Annotated in this window: 18 protein-coding genes; 8 read left to right on the top strand and 10 right to left on the bottom strand. The window is 48.8% G+C overall.

Features of this window, described 5'->3' with window-relative positions; translation table 11 throughout:
• Positions 1-49 precede the first annotated feature (49 nt).
• Positions 50-1,219 (top strand): MalY/PatB family protein, encoded by a 1,170-nt coding sequence (locus tag OIM59_RS11505; protein WP_303896765.1) that lies wholly within the window; start codon positions 50-52, stop codon positions 1,217-1,219.
• A gap of 92 nt (positions 1,220-1,311) precedes the next feature.
• Here the strand turns inward: OIM59_RS11505 and OIM59_RS11500 are convergent, their stop codons facing one another.
• The gene (locus OIM59_RS11500) at positions 1,312-2,265 is read right to left on the bottom strand and encodes a lipopolysaccharide assembly protein LapB (protein ID WP_303896763.1); all 954 of its coding nucleotides are present in this window, start codon (positions 2,263-2,265) and stop codon (positions 1,312-1,314) included.
• Positions 2,266-2,362: 97 nt separating this feature from the next.
• Between OIM59_RS11500 and OIM59_RS11495 the strand changes: the two genes are divergently transcribed.
• Both OIM59_RS11495 and OIM59_RS11490 read left to right on the top strand, forming a co-directional pair.
• Positions 2,363-3,070: a hypothetical protein gene (locus tag OIM59_RS11495; protein ID WP_303896762.1), complete on the top strand. Its 708-nt coding sequence runs from the start codon at positions 2,363-2,365 to the stop codon at positions 3,068-3,070.
• A 193-nt stretch (positions 3,071-3,263) separates the two neighbouring features.
• Entirely contained in the window at positions 3,264-5,024 is a 1,761-nt protein-coding gene (locus OIM59_RS11490; RefSeq protein ID WP_303896760.1) for a 1-deoxy-D-xylulose-5-phosphate synthase, read from the top strand.
• A gap of 93 nt (positions 5,025-5,117) precedes the next feature.
• Here the strand turns inward: OIM59_RS11490 and OIM59_RS11485 are convergent, their stop codons facing one another.
• Both OIM59_RS11485 and OIM59_RS11480 read right to left on the bottom strand, forming a co-directional pair.
• A complete protein-coding gene (locus OIM59_RS11485; RefSeq protein WP_299173153.1) occupies positions 5,118-6,770 on the bottom strand; it encodes an AMP-binding protein in 1,653 nt (550 codons plus the stop codon).
• 23 nt (positions 6,771-6,793) lie between these two features.
• Positions 6,794-7,372, bottom strand: a complete 579-nt coding sequence (locus tag OIM59_RS11480) for a helix-turn-helix domain-containing protein (protein ID WP_299173156.1) — start codon at positions 7,370-7,372, stop codon at positions 6,794-6,796.
• Positions 7,373-7,528: 156 nt separating this feature from the next.
• Between OIM59_RS11480 and OIM59_RS11475 the strand changes: the two genes are divergently transcribed.
• The gene (locus OIM59_RS11475; protein WP_299173159.1) at positions 7,529-8,065 is read left to right on the top strand and encodes a redoxin family protein; all 537 of its coding nucleotides are present in this window, start codon (positions 7,529-7,531) and stop codon (positions 8,063-8,065) included.
• A gap of 53 nt (positions 8,066-8,118) precedes the next feature.
• Positions 8,119-8,865, top strand: a complete 747-nt coding sequence (locus OIM59_RS11470; protein WP_299173396.1) for an N-acetylmuramoyl-L-alanine amidase — start codon at positions 8,119-8,121, stop codon at positions 8,863-8,865.
• 73 nt (positions 8,866-8,938) lie between these two features.
• Here the strand turns inward: OIM59_RS11470 and OIM59_RS11465 are convergent, their stop codons facing one another.
• From OIM59_RS11465 to OIM59_RS11450, 4 genes are all read right to left on the bottom strand, one after another.
• A complete protein-coding gene (locus tag OIM59_RS11465) occupies positions 8,939-9,910 on the bottom strand; it encodes a DUF4157 domain-containing protein (RefSeq protein ID WP_299173162.1) in 972 nt (323 codons plus the stop codon).
• A 390-nt stretch (positions 9,911-10,300) separates the two neighbouring features.
• Positions 10,301-11,350 carry a recombinase RecA gene (gene recA, locus OIM59_RS11460; protein WP_072543190.1) on the bottom strand — a complete coding sequence of 350 codons (1,050 nt, stop codon included), beginning with the start codon at positions 11,348-11,350 and terminating at the stop codon, positions 10,301-10,303.
• Between the two features lie 2 nt (positions 11,351-11,352).
• Positions 11,353-11,802, bottom strand: a complete 450-nt coding sequence (bcp, locus tag OIM59_RS11455) for a thioredoxin-dependent thiol peroxidase (protein ID WP_299173165.1) — start codon at positions 11,800-11,802, stop codon at positions 11,353-11,355.
• Between the two features lie 107 nt (positions 11,803-11,909).
• Entirely contained in the window at positions 11,910-13,103 is a 1,194-nt protein-coding gene (locus OIM59_RS11450; protein ID WP_299173168.1) for a saccharopine dehydrogenase family protein, read from the bottom strand.
• A 173-nt stretch (positions 13,104-13,276) separates the two neighbouring features.
• Between OIM59_RS11450 and OIM59_RS11445 the strand changes: the two genes are divergently transcribed.
• The 3 genes from OIM59_RS11445 to OIM59_RS11435 all read left to right on the top strand — a co-directional run bounded on the left by OIM59_RS11445 (position 13,277) and on the right by OIM59_RS11435 (position 15,687).
• Positions 13,277-14,074, top strand: coding sequence for an META domain-containing protein (locus tag OIM59_RS11445; RefSeq protein ID WP_303896755.1), 798 nt, complete (start codon positions 13,277-13,279; stop codon positions 14,072-14,074).
• Between the two features lie 75 nt (positions 14,075-14,149).
• The gene (gene purT, locus OIM59_RS11440; protein ID WP_303896754.1) at positions 14,150-15,319 is read left to right on the top strand and encodes a formate-dependent phosphoribosylglycinamide formyltransferase; all 1,170 of its coding nucleotides are present in this window, start codon (positions 14,150-14,152) and stop codon (positions 15,317-15,319) included.
• Between the two features lie 116 nt (positions 15,320-15,435).
• A complete protein-coding gene (locus OIM59_RS11435; protein WP_299173177.1) occupies positions 15,436-15,687 on the top strand; it encodes a cyclomaltodextrinase C-terminal domain-containing protein in 252 nt (83 codons plus the stop codon).
• Positions 15,688-15,746: 59 nt separating this feature from the next.
• Here the strand turns inward: OIM59_RS11435 and OIM59_RS11430 are convergent, their stop codons facing one another.
• The 3 genes from OIM59_RS11430 to OIM59_RS11420 are packed head-to-tail and all read right to left on the bottom strand — an operon-like array spanning position 15,747 to position 19,683.
• Positions 15,747-17,351: an MFS transporter gene (locus OIM59_RS11430; protein WP_303896751.1), complete on the bottom strand. Its 1,605-nt coding sequence runs from the start codon at positions 17,349-17,351 to the stop codon at positions 15,747-15,749.
• Positions 17,348-18,412 (bottom strand): HlyD family secretion protein, encoded by a 1,065-nt coding sequence (locus OIM59_RS11425; RefSeq protein ID WP_072543184.1) that lies wholly within the window; start codon positions 18,410-18,412, stop codon positions 17,348-17,350. Before OIM59_RS11425 ends, OIM59_RS11430 begins: the two co-directional genes overlap by 4 nt.
• A gap of 20 nt (positions 18,413-18,432) precedes the next feature.
• Positions 18,433-19,683 (bottom strand): TolC family protein, encoded by a 1,251-nt coding sequence (locus OIM59_RS11420; RefSeq protein ID WP_367278183.1) that lies wholly within the window; start codon positions 19,681-19,683, stop codon positions 18,433-18,435.
• Positions 19,684-19,707 lie beyond the last annotated feature (24 nt).

Genomic DNA, 19,707 nt, shown 5'->3' with positions numbered 1-19,707 from the left:
TGTTGTACAGAGATATTTCATTTATAAAACAGCCAAACAGATAAAAGACATGAACTATAATTTTGATGAAGTGATAGACCGTCGGGGCACTTCCTGCGAGAAAGTAGACGGTATGGTGAATGTGTGGGGACGTTCGGATTTGATTCCCATGTGGGTGGCCGATATGGATTTTGCCACTCCTCCGTTTATTCTGGATGCCATCCGTGAGCGTTGTGCACATCCGGTGCTGGGGTATACGTTCCGTCCGGACAGTTATTATCAGGCCATTATCGGCTGGGTGAAGAAACGTTATGGCATGAAGGTGCAGAAGGAAGAGATTAATTTTGTACCCGGCATTGTGCCCGGACTGGGAATGGCCATCAACTGTTTCACGGAGCCGGGGGATAAAATCATGATTATGCCGCCGGTGTATCATCCTTTTGCCTGGCTGGTGACGCGCAACAACCGCCGGCTGGTGGAATGTCCGCTGAAAGAGGTGGACGGACACTACCGTATGGACCTGGATTTGATTCGCCGTTCCATTAAAGGCATACGGGTATTGATTCTCTGCAATCCTCACAATCCGGGTGGAGTCGTATGGAAAAAAGAGGAATTGCAGGAGCTGGCCGAAATTTGTGCCGACGACAACGTGATTGTGTTCTCAGATGAGATTCATGCCGACCTGACCTTGCCTCCTTTCCATCATACGCCGTTTGCCATGGTTTCGGAGAAGGCACGCAATAACTCTGTCACCTTTATGGCGCCCAGCAAGACGTTCAACATGCCGGGAGTGGCTGCTTCGCACACCTTTATACATAATGAGGCACTCCGGGAACGTTTCGTGAATTATCTGGATGCCGGCGAACTGAATGCGGGTCATGTGTTTGCCTGGCCTGCCGTGACGGCTGCTTACACTGAAGGAGAGGAGTGGCTGGCACAGTGTCTGGCGTATATTCAGGGAAATATTGATTATGTGGCAGATTATGTCGAGACCCATATACCTAAGATTAAGGTGATGCGTCCGCAGGCTTCTTACCTGATTTGGCTGGACTGCCGGGAACTGGGACTTTCGCATGAGGACCTGAACGCTTTCTTTGTGGAAAAAGCCGGACTGGCATTGAACGACGGAGAAATGTTTGGGAAGGAAGGGGCTGGTTTCATGCGGATGAATGTGGGCTGTCCGCGAATCACCCTCGAAAAAGCTTTGCAGCAATTGAAAGCGGCTTACGACACGCTTTGATTAGAAGACATATAAAAGAAACGGCTGTGGAAATCTTCTTGAAGGAGCATTCCACAGCCGTTTCTTCTTATTATTATATATAAGAATGTGAATCAATAAATTCCCGTCTGCAAGTTGTTCTTTTCAAAATTATCGAAATGACCGGAAATCAGATTCTCTTTCTCAGGAGCCAGTTCGATGGCTTTTTTCATGTCTTCCGTGGCTCCGTCCTTATCTCCCATCAGCAGACGTACCCGCCCTCTTTCCTGATACAGCTGAGCGTCCTGCGGTATCAGTTCGATGGCCTCCTGATAGTTCTCCAAGGCTTGGTCCAGTTTCTTCTCTTCTGTCAGCAAGTTTCCTTTCAACAAGTAAGCCTTTACGTTAAACGGGTTCACTGAAATCACTTGGTCCAGGCATCCTTCGCCTTCTTCCGTTTGTCCGAGCTGGATGTGGATGGTGGCTTTCAGCAGAAGGGCTTCTTCCTCCTCCGGATTGAGTTTCAACACCTGCTCCAAGTCGTCCAGGGCGTCCTTTGCCTGACGCATTTCCCACAAAACCTCCGCACGGAGCAGGTAGGCTTCCGTATAACTTTCATTCTGGGCAAGGGCTTTGGTCAGCATCACGATGGCCTGCAATCCGTTTTTCATGCCGTGAGCTGCTTTTCCGGCCAGATAGTAGGCCTGTGCGCTTTTATCATCTGCGGCGATGGCTTTCTGGCAGGCTTTTTCCATGCCGTCGTAATCTTCTTGCAGGAAGCATACGCTGGCCAATGACAGCAAGGCCGGCACATTGGTGTCATCCTTTGCCACGAGCCGGTCGAGGGTGATGCGTGCATCGTCTGTCCGGTTGGCCTGAAGGTAGGCACTGGCCAGCAGTCCCAGTGTCTCGTTTTCGTCGTTGAGTGCTACTGCCTCTTCAAAACATTTGATGGCGTAGTCCAGTTTTCCCATGTTGCGGGCACGGATGCCGTCGTATTTCAGAATGTCGAAATTTTTCTTGTCTTGCTTTTCCTGTTCGTTTTCATCGGATTGGCTTTTTCCGAATAAAGATGATAATAATCCCATGATATGCTTGATTTGATGTTTTTTCTGTGGCAAAGATAGGCAGAAAAAAGAAAGAAATTTGTATGTTTGCACCGTATTTATTTAAAAAGATGAATCTATGAAGAGGCTTATGTTTTTGGTCGCAGCCATTTTGGGCTGTCATTCTATGCAGGCACAATATTTCTGTACGACAGAAGGAACGGAGCTGCACTATGTGAATTATGATGAGATTGGTCAGAGTACTTCCGACGAAACGATGACGGTAAGCAAGGTGACCAAAGCAGACGGGAAGGTACAGGCTTCTTATTACGATAAGATTGTGACCACGAAGGCAAAGAACAATACCAGCTATACATTGTTCAACTGGAGCTACGACGGAGCGAATACGGTTTGCACGGAAGACCTGATGTACGGTCCGTACGTGGATTCTGATTCCGACCCGGATAAGTATAATGAAGCGGCTCGTCTGGGATTGCTGGAAAAGCTCAAATTCAAAGGCGACAATTCGTTTACCATTAAAGACGGTGCCAAGGGAGGGGAGAGCATTCCCGACCGTTTCTATCAGGTGGTCCGCAACATGCTGAAAAACGAAGTGAATATTTCCGGTGCGGCTTATATGGGAAACGAAACCATCAGTACCACTGCCGGAAAGTTTGATTGCGTGAAGATTTCTTACCTGCAACGTACGAAAATCGTACTGAAGACCACTACACTGCGTATTACGGAGTGGTATGCGGAAGGAGTGGGACTGGTGAAGTCGGAAGCATACGATACGAAAGGAAAACTGGACAGCAAGACGTTGCTGGTCAAGATTGTAAAGAAATAATTGGGCCGATCATACCATACAAAGAGGCTGTTTCACTATTATAAGTGGAACAGTCTTTTTGTTTTGTAGGGTTACATGCAAGTAATCCGGGTATAAAAAGCCGTAATTTATATACGTTCATGAAGCGGAATAACACCTATTTTTGCTTCGTGAAATTGTATCTTTAATGTATAACTTGTTTAAATATCATTTTATGTATCTGGAAAAAATCGATTCACCGGCCGATGTCAAAAGGCTGTCGGTAGAAGAAATGAATGTATTAAGCCACGAAATACGCCAGGCTCTGTTACAGAAGCTGAGCGCACACGGAGGACATTTCGGTCCGAATTTTGGAATGGTGGAAGCTACGATTGCCTTGCACTACGTGTTCCATTCGCCGGAGGACAAGATTGTGTTCGACGTGTCACATCAAAGTTATACCCATAAAATGCTGACCGGGCGTAGGGATGCCTTCCTGCATCCGGAACAGTATGACGAGGTGTCCGGCTATTCCGAACCGACGGAAAGTGTACACGACCATTTTGTAATCGGCCATACTTCGACTTCTGTCAGCCTGGCGGGCGGACTGGCCAAAGGACGGGACCTGACCGGGAAAGGCGGTAATGTGATTGCGGTCATCGGAGACGGTTCGCTCAGCGGTGGAGAAGCTTTGGAGGGACTGGATTATGCGGCAGAGCTGGGTACCAATTTCATCATTATAGTCAACGACAACCAGATGTCGATTGCCGAGAACCACGGAGGACTTTACCGCAATCTGCAGGAACTGCGCGAAAGCAACGGCCAGTGTCCCTGCAATCTTTTCCGGGCCATGGGACTGGATTATCTTTATGTGAACGAAGGCAACAACGTGGAGGCGCTTATCAAGGCTTTCCAGCAAGTGAAGGATATCGACCATCCGATTGTGGTGCACATCAACACACTGAAGGGAAAAGGATATGCGCCGGCCGAAAAGGACAAAGAGACGTACCACTGGACCATGCCGTTCAATCCTGAAACGGGAGTGGTGTTCCATCCGAGTGAAGAGCCGCAGGACTATGCCGACCTGACTGCCCGCTACCTGTTGCAGCGTATGCAGGAAGACCGCCGCATTGTGGCCATTTCAGCCGGTACGCCTACCGTGATGGGATTCACCCCTGACCGCCGGAAGGCTGCCGGAAAGCAGTTTGTCGATGTGGGTATTGCCGAAGAGCATGCTGTGGCCCTGGCTTCGGGTATTGCCAAGAATGGAGGCAAACCGTTGTTTGGGGTGTACAGTACCTTCATCCAGCGTGCCTACGACCAGCTTTCGCAGGATTTGTGTATCAACCGCAATCCGGCGGTGCTTCTGGTGTTCTGGGGTTCGCTCTCGGCCATGAACGATGTGACACACCTGTGCTTCTTCGATATTCCGCTGCTCAGCAATATTCCGAATCTGGTCTATCTGGCACCGACCTGCCGGGAAGAGTATATGGCTATGCTGGAATGGAGTATCCGTCAGAATGAACATCCGGTAGCTATCCGCGTGCCGGCCACGGAACTGGCTTACGGGAATCGTCCGGTGGATGCAGATTACAGTCGGTTGAACCGTTATCAGACCGTCCGGAAGGGAAGCCGCGTAGCCATTCTGGGGCTGGGCTCTTTCTTCGGACTGGCGGAAGAAACGGCTGAATTGCTTAAGAGTCAACATGGTATGGAAGTGACGTTGATTAACCCGCGCTACATTACGGGAGTGGATGAGGCCCTGATGGAAGAACTGAAGGCCGACCACGAACTGGTAGTGACGCTGGAAGACGGAATCTTGGACGGCGGATTCGGCGAGAAGATTGCCCGCTATTTCGGTTGCAGCCCGATGAAGGTGCTCAATTTCGGTGCCCGGAAGGAATTTGTAGACCGTTTCAACGTGCAGGAGTTTCTGGAGCAGAACCACCTGACCGCTCCGCAGATTGCCGCAGACATCCTGCAGCAGCTTGCCTGACGGTTCTTTTACGTAACGATACAAACAAATGGCTCCCCCAGTGGCAATGCATTTTGGGGGAGCCATTTTCTTTTTGGTTGTTCGAGTCACTTTCTATATAATCTCGATACCCTGTTCGGCACAGAGTTTCAAGCTCAAGTCTTTCAGTTTGAATTTCTGGATTTTGCCGCTGCCCGTCATCGGGAACTCCTTGACGAAGAAGATGTATTTGGGTATTTTGTAGCGGGCGATTTTCCCCTGACAGAACTCCCGGACGTCAAACTCGTTCATGGTGTAGCCCTCGTGCAGGATAATGAAGGCCCCTACGGCTTCTCCGTATTTTCTGGAAGGCACGCCGGCCACCTGTACATCCTTGATGCCCGGCATCTTGTAGAGAAATTCCTCGATTTCACGCGGGTAGATGTTTTCACCGCCACGGATAATCATGTCCTTGATGCGGCCCGTGATGCGGTAGTTCCCGTTTTCATCCTTCACTCCCAAGTCGCCCGAATGGAGGAATCCCCGGGCATCGATGACTTCGGCCGTAGCCTCCGGATTCTTGTAATATCCTTTCATGTTGTTGTAGCCCCGGTTGCACATCTCTCCCTGTACCCCTATCGGACATTCCTCGCCGGTTTCCGGGTCGAGCACCTTCACTTCGGTAAATTCAAAGTCGTGCCCTACGGTGTGGTATCTCACTTCCGGTTCATCATCGATGCGGCTGTGCGTCATGCCCGGTGAGGTTTCCGTCAGCCCGTACACGCTGGTGACGCGCATGAACATCTTTTCTTCCACCTGTTTCATGAGCTCCACCGGACAGAGGGAGCCGGCCATGATGCCGGTGCGCAGACTCGACAGGTCGAACAGGCTGAACATCGGATGATTCAGTTCGGCAATAAACATGGTCGGTACGCCATAGAGGGCCGTACACCGTTCCTTGTGGACGGAAGCCAGGACCAGCAGCGGGTCGAAACGCTCAATCATCACCTGTGTACAGCCATGTGTCAGGCAGTTCATGGTGGCCAGTACCACTCCGAAACAATGGAACAGCGGTACACAGACACACAGTTTGTCGTCGGGGGTGAATTTCATGTGTTCTCCTGTCAGAAATCCGTTGTTGGCGATGTTGTAGTGGGTCAGCATGACGCCTTTGGGGAATCCCGTAGTGCCCGAGGTGTACTGCATGTTCACGGTGTCGTGGCAGTTCACCTGCTTTTTGGCCCGTGTCAGTTCCTCGTCGTTCACGTTGTGTCCCAGCAGCAGAATCTCTGCCGTGTTGTACATTCCTCGGTATTTTTCCTGTCCGATGTAAATCACGTTGCGCATGTGGGGGAAGCGCTTGCTTTTCATGTGTCCCCGTTCAAAGAGTTTCAGTTCGGGCAGCATGGTGTACGTCATTTCCACGAAGTTGCTGTCTTTTTCCCCGTCGACGATACACAGCGTATGCATGTCGGAGTTCTCACAAAGATACTCCAGTTCCGCCTGCTTGTAGTTCGTGTTGACGGTGACCGCTACGGCCCCGATTTTGGCACAGGCATACAGAAAAGTCAGCCAGTCGGGTACGTTGCGGGCCCAGATGCCTACGTGCGTGTCTTTTTGCACTCCGATGGCCAGCAAGCCTTTGGCCATACGGTCCACCCGTTCGTTGAACTGTTTCCAGGTGAAGCGCAGGTTGCGGTCGGAATATACGATGTATTCTTTGTCCGGAGTCACTTCCGCCCAATGCTCCAGCCAGTCGCCCAAGGTTCTTTCAGATAGTTGTAACATGTCGTTGAAGGTTTGAGTGAGACTTAGGCCGGAGTGTAGACCACGGCCAGAATTTGTGCGGCTTGTCCTTCGGCAGCGTGTACGTGGTGCGGCACGATGGAATCGTAATAGATGGTGTCACCTTCCTTCAGTCGGTAAGTACTTTTCCCGTAACTGATTTCCAGTTCCCCTTTCAGTACCATAATGAACTCTTCTCCTTCGTGTCCGGAAAGGAAGAAATCCTTTTCGCTGTCGGCTTCGATGTCGATGATGAACGGGTCCATGTGGCGGTCGGCCTTGCTTCTTGCCAGTGAGTGGTAGTGCATGTGCTGCCGTGCCTGTGTCGCATTGTTGGAAAAGCCGATGGTATCGTCTGCCTCTCCTTTCCGGCAGACCACCGGGCCTGTCTCATTGGGCTGGTCGTCCAGGAAAGTACCCAGTCGTACCCCCAGTACACGGGCAATCTTTATCAGTGGGGCAAGCGAAGGAATGTCGATGTTCTCTTCGATGCGGCTCACCTGTTCCACGGTCAGGCCGGCACGTTCGGCCAGTTCCTGAATACTTATTTCCTGATTGCTCCGGAGTGACTTGATTTTTTCTCCGATGATGTTTGTGCAGTCCATAGGTTTGATTGTTTTGAGTTTTTCATGTTTCACAAAGGTAATAAAGTTTCCGTATAAACATCCGGTGCAGTGGATAAAATGCGCGTTTCTCTGCCGATATGTCTGTTTTTCACTTTTTTGTGTTATCTTTGAGCCGGATTATAATTTAGAATGAATATGAAGAAGCTGTTTTTAGCATTGGCTTTGATGGGATGTATGGGCAGCCATGCCCCTCTTCAGGCCTGCCAGCCGGTTCCCGATGCGGCTGGATATATTGTAAAGGTGGGCGATGAGGCACCCGATTTTGAAATGACGCTGACGGATGGCAGTAAAGTGAAACTGTCCGACCTGAAAGGCAAGGTGGTAATGTTGCAGTTCACGGCCAGCTGGTGTGGGGTATGCCGCAAGGAAATGCCTTTTATTGAGAAAGACATCTGGCAGAAACATAAAGACAATGCGACGTTCGCGCTCTACGGGGTAGACCGTGACGAACCGCTGGAACGTGTGAAGGCTTTTGCCAAGCAGACAGGAGTGACCTATCCGTTGGGACTTGACCCGGGGGCGGATATCTTTGCCAAGTATGCGGAACGCAATGCCGGAATTACCCGCAACGTACTGATTGGGAAGGATGGAAAGATTGTCATGATGACGCGTTTGTATAATGAAGAGGAATTTGCTTCTCTTTGTCAGAAAATAGAAGAGCTGCTGAAGTGATGAAGAAATATGGGTATGTATTGTTGGCCTTTCTGTTGTGTTTCCCCTTGGGGATGAACGGACGGAAGAAAGGCAACTATGAGCCGCTGTTGGGAAAAAGATATGCGTCGTATGCCGTGACCTCCAGTTCCTTGAAAGGGGCGGTATTTTATTTGGTGAGCGGACACGGCGGTCCCGACCCCGGTTGCATCGGTAAATATCAGGGAAAGGAACTGCACGAAGATGAATATGCTTACGACATTATCCTCCGTCTCGGACGGGAGCTCTTGAAGCGCGGGGCAAAAGTACATTTCATCATTCAGGATGCGAAAGACGGTATCCGCAACCAGGCAGTATTGAACAACAGCAAGCGGGAGACTTGCATGGGCAAAGCCATTCCGTTGAATCAGGTGGCCCGTTTGCAGCAGCGTTGCGATGCTATCAACCGCCTGTACCGGAAAGAAAAGAGCAGTTACAAGCGGGCCGTGTTTATCCATGTGGACAGCCGGGCACGCAACAACCAGACCGATGTGTTCTTCTATCATGCGCCGGGCAGTTCGAAAGGAAAGCGGCTGGCAAGAGAAATCCAGCGTACGTTCCGGGCCAAGTACGACCGGCATCAGCCCAACCGGGGATTTGACGGTACGGTCAGCGAACGGAACCTGTTTGTGCTTCGGAATACCACTCCGGTGGGGGTGTTTCTGGAAGTGGGAAACATTCAGAATGCGCAGGACCAGAAACGTTTGGTCATTGCGGACAACCGGCAGGCCTTGGCTAATTGGATTACCTTGGCGCTGGAAAAGGATTTCCGGAAGAAATAAGCCTATTATACAAAGAAAGTCAGGTCACCTCGAAAGGGCCTGACTTTTTTGTATGATTTGTAAAAGAATTGGATTACAGGTTGTTGGCTTTCAATATTTTCTGTACTCCTTGGATAAGCTCCGGATTGGGAAGGTCTTTCTTTCCAATCAACGTGTAGGCGAAATTATCGGCCATGATTTCTTCCGGGTGGATGACGTAGCTGGTGTTTTTACCAACCTGTGTGTAGAAGTCTTCGGCTTCATCTAACGTATAAATAAGAGTCTTTCCCGCTTTCTGGATAGGAATAAAATCTCCGTTCAGGGGGACAAGTCCTATTTTCAGATAATCCACCAATGTATTTCCTTCGTAGGGTTTGTCGGTATAAATCACCATGGTGCAATATTGTTTCTGTCCGCCGATGGTGAAAGTTCCGTAGCTGTCATAGCGGCTGATATCCGGATTTGAGATACGTTTCTCAGCCAGGTCGGACGGGAACAGGATTTCTTTTTCGATGACGGAGAACCCGATAAGCTGGTACATGTCTTTTTTGAAGTCGGCATTCTGTCGGGTCAGTAAGTGGAACAGTTCGTGTGCCACCAAGTACTGCAAGTCCTCATCTGAATTGTTTGACAGCGCTTCTTCGCCGATGGCAATCCAGTTCATGCGGGTGTAGGCCTGTGCGCTTCCTTCTTCTTTCTGTGTGGTTTTCACGAAGATGATTTCTTTGGGAAAGTTCAGGTTGTATTTTTGTTTTTTGATTTCAGCATCCAGGGTTTTCATGGCCTTGCTGATGCGCTCCTTGTCCTTGTCGCTCCAGTTGAGGGTCTGGTCCATGGCGAACTGCAGCAGTTCGGACTTGCGTCCTTGCGGTTTCTGCAAGCGTACGTCGATGTCAAACTGGTTCCAGTTGCGGGTATAGTCGTCCAGTTCCGTAATCAGCATTTGAGCTTCTGCACGAGTGGCAAAACGGAAAGCCGAATTGGTGAATTTATTACTCTGTGCCCACGAAGCCACAGTGGAAAAAGCCAGACAAAGTATGAAAAGAAATTGATGCTTTAAGGTCATAGTTTTGTTCTTTAGTGATTCAAAATAATTCTTTGTGGTAAATATAGCGTATTTTTTTGTTTTTTTCGCTGCTTTTGAGAGAGAAAAAAGTTTTATGGCGGGGAAATAGGGATAAGGCTGTGGAAACGATGGGGGTACAGTAGAGCCGTTTGATAAATGTAAAACGCAGGCATGCATATTGTTTTTCTCCGGGAAATAGTTCTGTTTTACAGTGCGGGACAGAGAAATAGCCATAGGGCTGGGAAGAAATGGGGGAGAAGTCTGGATATCTTCACAGAATTCGGCTGTGAATGAGATGTTTCTGTAGTTGTTGATGCATAAAAAAACGGGTTCACTTGCCGTATTTCAGCAAAGTAGAACCCGTTCCTCTATTGATGGAAAAGAAGAGGCTTATTCTTTGTCCTTCAATGCATCGAAAATCAGTTTTTCCAGCTCGTCGGCCAGTTCCGGATTGTCCTGGATGCATTGTTTGGCGGCATCGCGGCCCTGTCCCAGTTTGGTGTCGTTGTAGCTGTACCATGAACCGCTTTTCTTGATGATACCCAGTTCGGCACCCAAGTCGATGATTTCACCGCTGCGGGAAATACCTTCACCGAACATGATGTCGAATTCGGCTTTGCGGAAAGGAGGAGCCACTTTGTTCTTTACGACCTTCACGCGTACCTGGTTACCGATGACTTCTTCACCGTCTTTCAGCTGAGAGGCACGACGGATATCCAGACGGACAGATGCATAGAACTTCAATGCGTTACCACCGGTAGTGGTTTCCGGGTTGCCGAACATGACACCGATTTTCTCACGCAGCTGGTTGATGAAGATACAGGTCGTGTTGGTCTTGCTGATGGCAGAAGTCAGCTTGCGCAGGGCCTGTGACATCAGTCGGGCTTGCAGACCTACCTTGTTGTCGCCCATGTCGCCTTCAATTTCAGCTTTCGGGGTCAGGGCTGCTACAGAGTCGATGACAATGATGTCGATGGCGGAAGAACGAATCAACTGTTCGGCAATCTCCAATGCCTGCTCGCCGTTGTCGGGCTGTGAAATCCACAAGTTGTCGATGTCCACTCCCAGCTTGGCTGCATAAAAACGGTCGAAAGCATGTTCTGCATCGATGAAAGCGGCAATACCGCCGGCTTTCTGTGCTTCGGCGATGGCATGGATGGCCAGTGTGGTCTTACCGGAAGATTCCGGACCATAGATTTCGATGATACGTCCCTTCGGATAACCACCTACGCCCAATGCCGCATTCAGGGCAATGGAGCCGGTCGGGATGACTTCTACTTCCTGCACGTGGTCGTCGCCCATTTTCATGATGGAGCCTTTTCCGAAGCTCTTCTCAATTTTGTCCATGGCGGCTTGCAAGGCTTTCAGTTTTTCACTGTTATCGGGTTTGGGGGCGTTTTCAATGCCTCCTTCAAATTCAAGTTCGTCTTTCTTTGCCATAATTATTGTAGGATTTGTGCGGCATGATCTTTGGTCTTCACTTCTTTGGGTGAAATAATCCGTTCGATGATGCCTTGTTCGTTAATAATGAAAGTGGTACGGAAGGTACCCATGTATTTGCGTCCGTACATGCTTTTTTCTCCCCAAACGCCGAAGGTTTCCACCAGTTTGTGGTCGGTGTCGGCAATCAGCGTGAACGGAAGCTGGTTTTTTTCGATGAATTTCTGGTGTGACTTCTCGTCGTTGATGCTCACGCCAATGATTTCGTAGCCGGCTTTCTGGAGTTCGGCGTAGTTGTCACGGAGGTTGCAGGCCTGTGCCGTACAGCCCGAAGTCATATCCTTGGGATAGAAATAGAGTACGATTTTCTTGCCTGCGTAGTCGCTCAGGCGGACTTCTTCACCTTTTTCGTTGATTCCCAGTATTTCGGGAGCTTTGTCTCCTATGTTCATAATTGTTTCTTTGTAAAAGTGGGAAAAAAGAAAAGAACCAAGAATGAAGAATGAGTGTTCCGGTTCTCCATTCTTGATTCTTTAATCATAGATAATCTTTCAATCAATTACAGTTCCAGGTCGCCGTCGAACACTTCATGCCAAGGCAGTCCGTATTTGTTCAGGGCATCCATGAATGGGTCTGGGTCGAATTCTTCCACGTTCCATACTCCCGGACGCTTCCACAGGCCTTTCAGGAACATCATGGCACCAATCATAGCCGGTACGCCGGTGGTATAACTTACACCCTGCATGCCTGTCTCTTTGTAAGCAGCCTGGTGAGAGCAGTTGTTGTACACGTAGTAAGTATGTTCTTGTCCGTCCTTGATACCCCGGATACGGCATCCGATGGAAGTCTCTCCTTCGTAGTTTTCACCCAAATCCTGCGGGTTAGGCAGCACGGCTTTCAGGAACTGCAACGGAACAATTTGCATGCCGTTGTAGTTGATAGGCTCGATGCTGGCCATACCGATGTCCTGAATCACGCGCAGGTGAGTCAGATATTCCTGACCAAAGGTCATCCAGAAGCGGGCACGCTTGATGGTCGGGAAGTTCTTGACCAGTGATTCCAGTTCTTCGTGGTACAGAAGATAAGAATCGCGCGGGCCGATGTTCGGATAAGTCAGGTCCTTGTGGAATTCCAACGGTTTGGTTGTAATCCATTGTCCGTTCTCGTAGTAACGTCCGTTCTGAGTGATTTCGCGGATGTTGATTTCCGGGTTGAAGTTGGTGGCAAAAGCCTTGTGGTGGTTTCCGGCGTTGCAGTCCACGATGTCCAGGTACTGGATTTCATCGAAATGATGCTTGGCTGCGTATGCGGTATATACTCCACTTACTCCCGGGTCGAATCCACAACCCAGAATGGCGGTCAGTCCGGCTTCCTCAAAACGTTTCTTGTAAGCCCATTGCCAGCTGTATTCAAAGTGAGCCTCGTCTTTCGGCTCGTAGTTTGCTGTATCCAAGTAGTTCACTCCCGTTTGCAGACATGCTTCCATAATCGTTAAATCCTGGTAGGGAAGTGCTACGTTAATAACGATTTCGGGTTTAAAACTGTTGAATAAAGACACAAGTTCATCCACATTGTCGGCATCTACCTTGGCGGTTTTGATGTGAGGATTGCCAATTGCTTTGACAATAGCGTCGCATTTGGACTGTGTGCGGCTTGCAATCATGACTTCGGAGAAGACTTCCGGATGCTGAGCCACTTTGTGTGCAACAACGGTACCTACACCGCCTGCACCGATAATCAATACTTTACTCATTTATTAATTTGATACTTTAAATGCCCGGTAAACGTTACCGTTCAACATGCAAAGATAGAAAATAAATCCAAACATGGTGCAGTATTCGAGGGATATCCGTATTTTTGTAAATGAACAATTCTTAAAAATGAATTGTTTGTGTAAATGGAATTACGATTAAAGAGAAACAAGTTATGAATAGAAAGTATTTGGCAGCAGCGGCTTTTGCCTGTCTGCTGATGAGCTGCGGCGCGGGAAAGAACTCGGTAGCCGTGGCTGATTTTTCAGGGGAATGGAACATCGTGGAAGTGAACGGGGAAAAAGTGAGTGCGGAAAATACGCCTTATCTGGGTTTTGACAACGCTGAACACCGCTTGTATGGTAATGCGGGATGCAACCGTCTGGTGGGTACATTCAACTTGGACACGCTGAACGCAGGAAAGATTTCATTTGAACAGGTGGGAGCTACCCGGATGATGTGTCCGGACATGAAGGTGGAACAGAGTGTGCTGGAAGCTTTAAATAAGGTGGCCGGATATGAAGAAGTCGGTGAAGGTATATCTTTGAACGATGCCGATGGAAAATCGGTTATCCTGTTGCAGAAACGGGAAGTAAAGGAAGTGTCTTTAAACGATTTGGAAGGAACGTGGCAGATTATAACCGTCAATGGAACTGAAATCGGCAAAACGGAAAAAACACCGCAGCTGACTTTCGACCTGGCAGAGAAACGGGTGTATGGAAATGCCAGTTGCAACACCATCAATGGCGGGTTCTCTCAGGAAGAAGGGAAGCCCTCGTCTTTGCAGTTCAGCCAGATGATTTCCACCATGATGGCTTGTCCGGATATGGAAACGGAAAGGAATATTCTGGATGCATTGAACAAGGTGCGCAGTTTTGAGGTGAAAGAAAATGGTACGGTGAGCTTGTCGGGCGAAGACGGCACTGAATTGCTGACCTTGAAGAAGCTGGCTGAGGCAGAAACTGAGGCTTGATAAATCGGCAGGTCATGGTATAAGGTCCGAAGAAAAATATTATCTTTGCAGGAAAGAAGCATAAACCTTATATATATGACTAAAAAAATACTTTTGTTAGGTTCCGGAGAACTTGGTAAGGAATTTACCATTGCAGCCCAGCGCTTGGGCCAGTATGTGATTGCGTGTGACTCTTATGCAGGTGCACCGGCTATGCAGGTGGCAGATGCGTGCGAGGTATTCAGTATGTTGGATGGAGAGGCTTTGGACCGTGTGGTAGAAAAGTATCGTCCGGATATTATTGTTCCTGAAATAGAAGCAATACGTACTGAACGGCTTTATCATTTGGAAAAAGAAGGTATTCAAGTCGTGCCGAGTGCGCGTGCGGTGAACTTTACGATGAACCGTAAGGCTATCCGTGATTTGGCAGCCAAGGAACTGGGACTGAAAACTGCGAAGTATTTTTATGCTTCCTCTTATGAGGAACTGAAAGAGGCAGCCAGCAAGATCGGTTATCCGTGTGTCATCAAACCGTTGATGTCGTCTTCCGGCAAAGGCCAGTCAGTCGCAAAATCTGAAGAAGACCTGAAATATTCATGGGAATATGGATGCAACGGCAGCCGTGGCGATATCAAGGAACTGATTGTAGAGGAATTCATTCATTTTGACAGTGAAATCACTTTGCTGACAGTGACCCAGAAGAACGGACCGACTTTGTTCTGTCCTCCTATCGGACACGTGCAGAAGGGAGGAGACTATCGTGAAAGTTTCCAGCCGGCTCATATCGCACCGGAACATCTGGCTGAGGCACAACGGATGGCCGACAAGGTGACAAAAGCGCTGACAGGATATGGTCTGTGGGGAGTGGAATTCTTCCTGAGCCATGAAAATGGAGTATATTTCTCTGAACTTTCTCCTCGTCCGCACGATACGGGTATGGTTACTTTGGCCAATACGCAGAATCTGAATGAGTTTGAACTGCATCTGTATGCGGTACTGGGGCTGCCTATCCCGGGCATTACGCAGGAACACATTGGTGCAAGTGCAGTGATTCTTTCTCCGATTGCCAGCCAGAAAGCTCCGCAGTACAGAGGTGAGGAACTGGTTTGTTCTCAGCCGAATACCTATCTCCGCATCTTTGGCAAACCGACCACTCGCCTGAACCGCCGTATGGGAGTTGTGGTTTGTTATGACAAGAACGATGGAGACTTGGATGCACTTCGTGACAAGTGTAAGTCGCTGGCTGCGAAGGTGGAAGTATATTAAAATTTGATTTATGTCATAAAAAATGAATAAATACATTAAAATCTTTGCTGTTATGTTTATAAATTATGTTTTAAATACATATATTTGCCCTCGCAAAATTAAACTAAACAACGTATATGGCAGAAAACAGAACAGTGAAGTATCATATTCCTCAGCGAGGAATATATATGTATTCTCATGTACATGACGGAAAAACTGAAATGATTGTGCTGAATAGTACGAGTGATGAGCAGACTTTGGCTGCGGAGTACTATACTGTCTTGACTAAGGATTCTAAAGAAGGTAGAGATGTATCGAGCGGGAAGAAAATTGATTTGACAAAGAATCTTGTGGTTTCTCCTCGCAAGTCATTGATTATTGAATTCTGATGAAATTTTTATAAAAACAGCGGAAGGATTTTTTCTTTCCGCTGTTTTTTTATGCTGTTTTATACCATATCATCCCCGGTTTTGGCATATCTTACACGAATAGTCTTGTGGAAGGGGATGAAGCGTGAAACGATGGCGATGACCAGGGTGATGACAAACAGATAGCCTAGTATATGTTTGAGCGAAAGCAACAGGCTTTGTTGTTGCAGAGTGGCATAGAGGCTCTGGGTCGCCATCTGGGTGGCTTCGGTATATTCGTGTCCTTGTGAAAGATATTGGCTGAGTGACTGGTTGAACCGGCTGGCGGCCAGCGGGTCGGTCTGGCTGACGGTCTCCGACAAGGTATGTAAGTATTTTTGTTCCATCCGATAAAGCGCGTTGCTATAAAAAGAGGTAGCCAGAATGGGGGCCAGCACTGACCGGAAGGAAATCAGGAAAAAGGCATTGGCCAGCAGGTATTTGGGATTGAGTTCTTCTACGGCAAACAAGGCAAAAGCGATGATCAGTACCAGCATGCCCAGCCCTCGCAGAAACACGGGGAGGAAAAGCATCTCGTAGGTGCTGTCGGGGGATACGGTGAAATACAGGATACCGAAGAAGGCGGCAAAGCATCCCATTCCTCCGGCAATCAGAAAACGGAAACGCCACCGTTGCCAGCGGAACCACCAGAAACAGATGAAAGCACCCAGGGCATAACCTGGTAACAGGTAACCATAGAGTAAATAAGTGTGTGTGCTGTCTACCTTCAGGATGCTTGTCATGTAGTTGGTGAGCAGGGTGGTGGAGGTACTGAAAAACATGACCAGCATCATATACAGATAGCCTACGATGGCTTTGGGCTGATACAATGGAGCCAAACTGACAAAGGGATGTTTGGAGTGGTATTGCTGCCAGATGAAAAAGGCAATCAGAATGGGAGCAATGACGATATAGAGCCGGATTTTGAAGGAGGAAGTCCAGTCGAGCACTTTCCCATAGTTGATGACATAGACAAGCATCAGGAGTCCGGTGGCAATGACCAGCATCTCGCGCAGATGAAGTTCAGAGAGCGGTATGGGCTTCAACGGGCGGTCGTGCCGGAAACAGATAATCACTATCAGGATGGCAGTCATGAGGAGCAGCATCATGAAGTAGTACATATACTGCCAATTATAATGGTAAGCCAGTTCGGCAGTAAGTACCATGGATACCTGTCCTCCGGCAAACACCAGCGGATAAAAATAAGAATAAAACTCGCTTCGTACGTTCTTGGGACTGAAAATCTTGGTGGCCCTTCGGATGAACCAGAGCATGAGGAAACCTTTCAGAAAGCCGATGAAGAAGCTGCAGATAATGACCAGGTCGATGTTTTGCGAACGAGCACATATCCAGCTGAGAAAGAATTGCAGGGTCAGGTTGGTCAGCAACAGGAACTTGGAGGAAAGGGCTTCGAGTACTTTGGGGACAATGGGATAGGCTACCGCCATTCCGGCCGAAGCGGCATAATACCCCATGGTGATGTCTTCAGTGTGGGTGCCCAATGTGTTGGACACTTCAAGCATGCTTCCGGTGTAGGAACCGTTCAGCATGGTGACAGGCAGGATGATGGTGAAGATGCATATCATTCCGAGCCAGTCGGGAACCCATTGACGTACGGGGACGTCCAGTTGTTGCATGGTCATCATTTGCGTAAGGCTTCTGTTTCTACCATCATACCGGCTCTCAATTCGCTCATTTCTTCAGGAGAAATGTCTTTCAGGTCTATTCTCACGGGAATTCGCTGCTGTACCTTCACGAAATTTCCGGCAGAATTGTCGGTAGGTACCAGCGAGTATTTGGATCCGGTCGCTTCTGAGATGGCTGTCACCGTCCCGTGGAAAACTTTTCCGGGAAAGGCATCGACCTTGATGCGTACTTCCTGACCAATGTAGATGTGGACAATCTGGGTTTCCTTATAGTTGGCTGTCACCCATTTGTCTGTGTTTCGGACCAGGTAGGAGATGGTTTGCCCGGCTTGTACGAACTGTCCGGGTTCAAGGGTTCTGCGTCCCATGTATCCGTCGTATGGCGCAGTGAGTACGGTATAAGAAAGATTCAGCTTGGCCAGATCCAGGTCGGCTTCCTTGCGCAGGATGGCCGCTTCGGCACTGGTGGTTTTTTTGCTGGTTTCTGTGAACTGCGATTGCGCAGCCTTATGTTGTGCCAGCAGGGCTTGGTAGCGGGCTTTTGCGGCCTCATAAGAGGCTTTTGCCTGTTCGTACTGCTGTTCGGGGACCGATTCTTCCTGCAACAGACGGGCAAAGCGGTGATAATCCTGTTCCAGTTGCCACAGTTTGGCTTTTGCTTCGGCAATGTTGGCTTCCTGCACTGCCACGTTGGTTTGTGAGGTCTCTATGCCGGAATGTAGTACGTCGCGTGAACCTTGCACATCCAGCAGGGCTGCTTCGGCCTCCTTGACCTTTATCTGATATTCGCGGTTGTCCAGTATCAGCAACGTATCTCCTTGATGTACATATTGATGTTCCTTGAAGCGGACTTCCTTGATGTAGCCCGAAGCGCGTATGTTCAAGGGGGCTACATACTGGTCGATGAATGCATCGTTCGTGATTTCATAATGAATGTATTTCCAGAAGTAGTTGCCCACCCATACCAGTCCGGAGCCGGCAATCAGTATGCAAAGTAAGTTGAGAATGATATTCTGCAGTCTTCTCTTCCGTAGTTTGCTATGAGTATCTTTTAGTGTCATATTCTGTAGGATTGAATGGGTTATAATCTTCCGCAGACTTTCTGCAGTTGGTAATAAGTGTAAATGATTCGTGTGCGTGAGGCTGTCAGCTGGAGCTCGGCGTTGAGCAGGACAGAGTTGGCATCCAGCAAATCGGTCAGTATGGCCAGTTGGTTCATGTAACGGTTCTGCATGATACGATAGTTTTCCTGTGCCTGACGGACGGAGAGTTTCCAGGCGTCAGCCTGCTGCAGGGCCTCTTTGTGGCGGAGGATTGCATTGTAAATGTCCATCTGGAGCTGTTGCTTTTTCAGTTCCTCTTCTTTCTTTTGCACGGATACCTGCAACTGGCTTTCCTTGATTTTATGGTCGGACTTGAATAAAGACGAGAGGGGATAGGAAACCGAAAGTCCGATGTTCCAGTTGTTGTTATACAAGTCGGTCATGGTACGGGTAATGGGTCGCGCCAGAGTGTTGGATGCGTACAGGTTGACATTGGGCTTGCGGGAGGCGCGGTCCATCTGTATTTGGTTCCGGGCCAGTTCGGTTTCTTTTTGCAGCAGTTTCATGTCTGGGGCCTGCTCGTAAGCCGACAGGAGATAGGCTTCGTAGCTTTCCAGGGGAGTCGCTTTCTGCAGCAATGTGGTGTCGGGCTTTATTATACGGTTTTCGGAATTTCCCAGCAGCAGGTTCAGTTGTTGGGATACGATGAGGATGCTGTTTTCTGTTTCTTGCAGAGAAAGCCGGTCGTTGGTGAGTTGCATTTCACTGCGCAGCACGTCGTTGTTGGTGATAAGTCCTTCTTTCTTCATTTGCCGTATGTCCTGCAGACGTCGAAGCGACTCTTCGATGTTACGGGTAAGCACGATGTGTTGCTTGAACAAAGTAAAAAGATTCAGGTATTGGTTGAGTAATCCCAGCTTGATGTCAGCTTGATTGCTCATTCGTTGCAAGCCTGCGATTTCTTTTTCAATATCTGCCTTACGGATGGAATAGCGGATTTTCCCTCCCTGATACAGCGGTTGGTTGAAGTCGACCGTATAGTTTTGCGACCAGTCGGGAGTGTCCGGATAGGTAGGATGGGAAAGCCCTTCCTGAAAGACCACAGGTTGTCCGATAACTCCTCCTTTGAGACCGATTTCCAGGTCGGGGAGCAAGGCCGTTTGGGCATGGCGCTTCCGTTCATAAGCCATTCTCTCTTTCAGGCTGTCGGCTTGTAACTGCAGGCTGCTTTTTACTCCTGATTCAAAAAGCTGTTCCACGGATAGGAACAGCGAATCTTGTCGGGCCATAGCTGGGAGGATAAGAAAGAAATT

The organism is Bacteroides mediterraneensis (genome assembly GCF_025993685.1).
Classification (GTDB): Bacteria; Bacteroidota; Bacteroidia; order Bacteroidales; family Bacteroidaceae; genus Phocaeicola; species Phocaeicola mediterraneensis_A.
The sequence above is the reverse complement of the archived record's forward strand: the minus strand, read 5'-3'. Positions and strand labels throughout refer to the sequence as shown.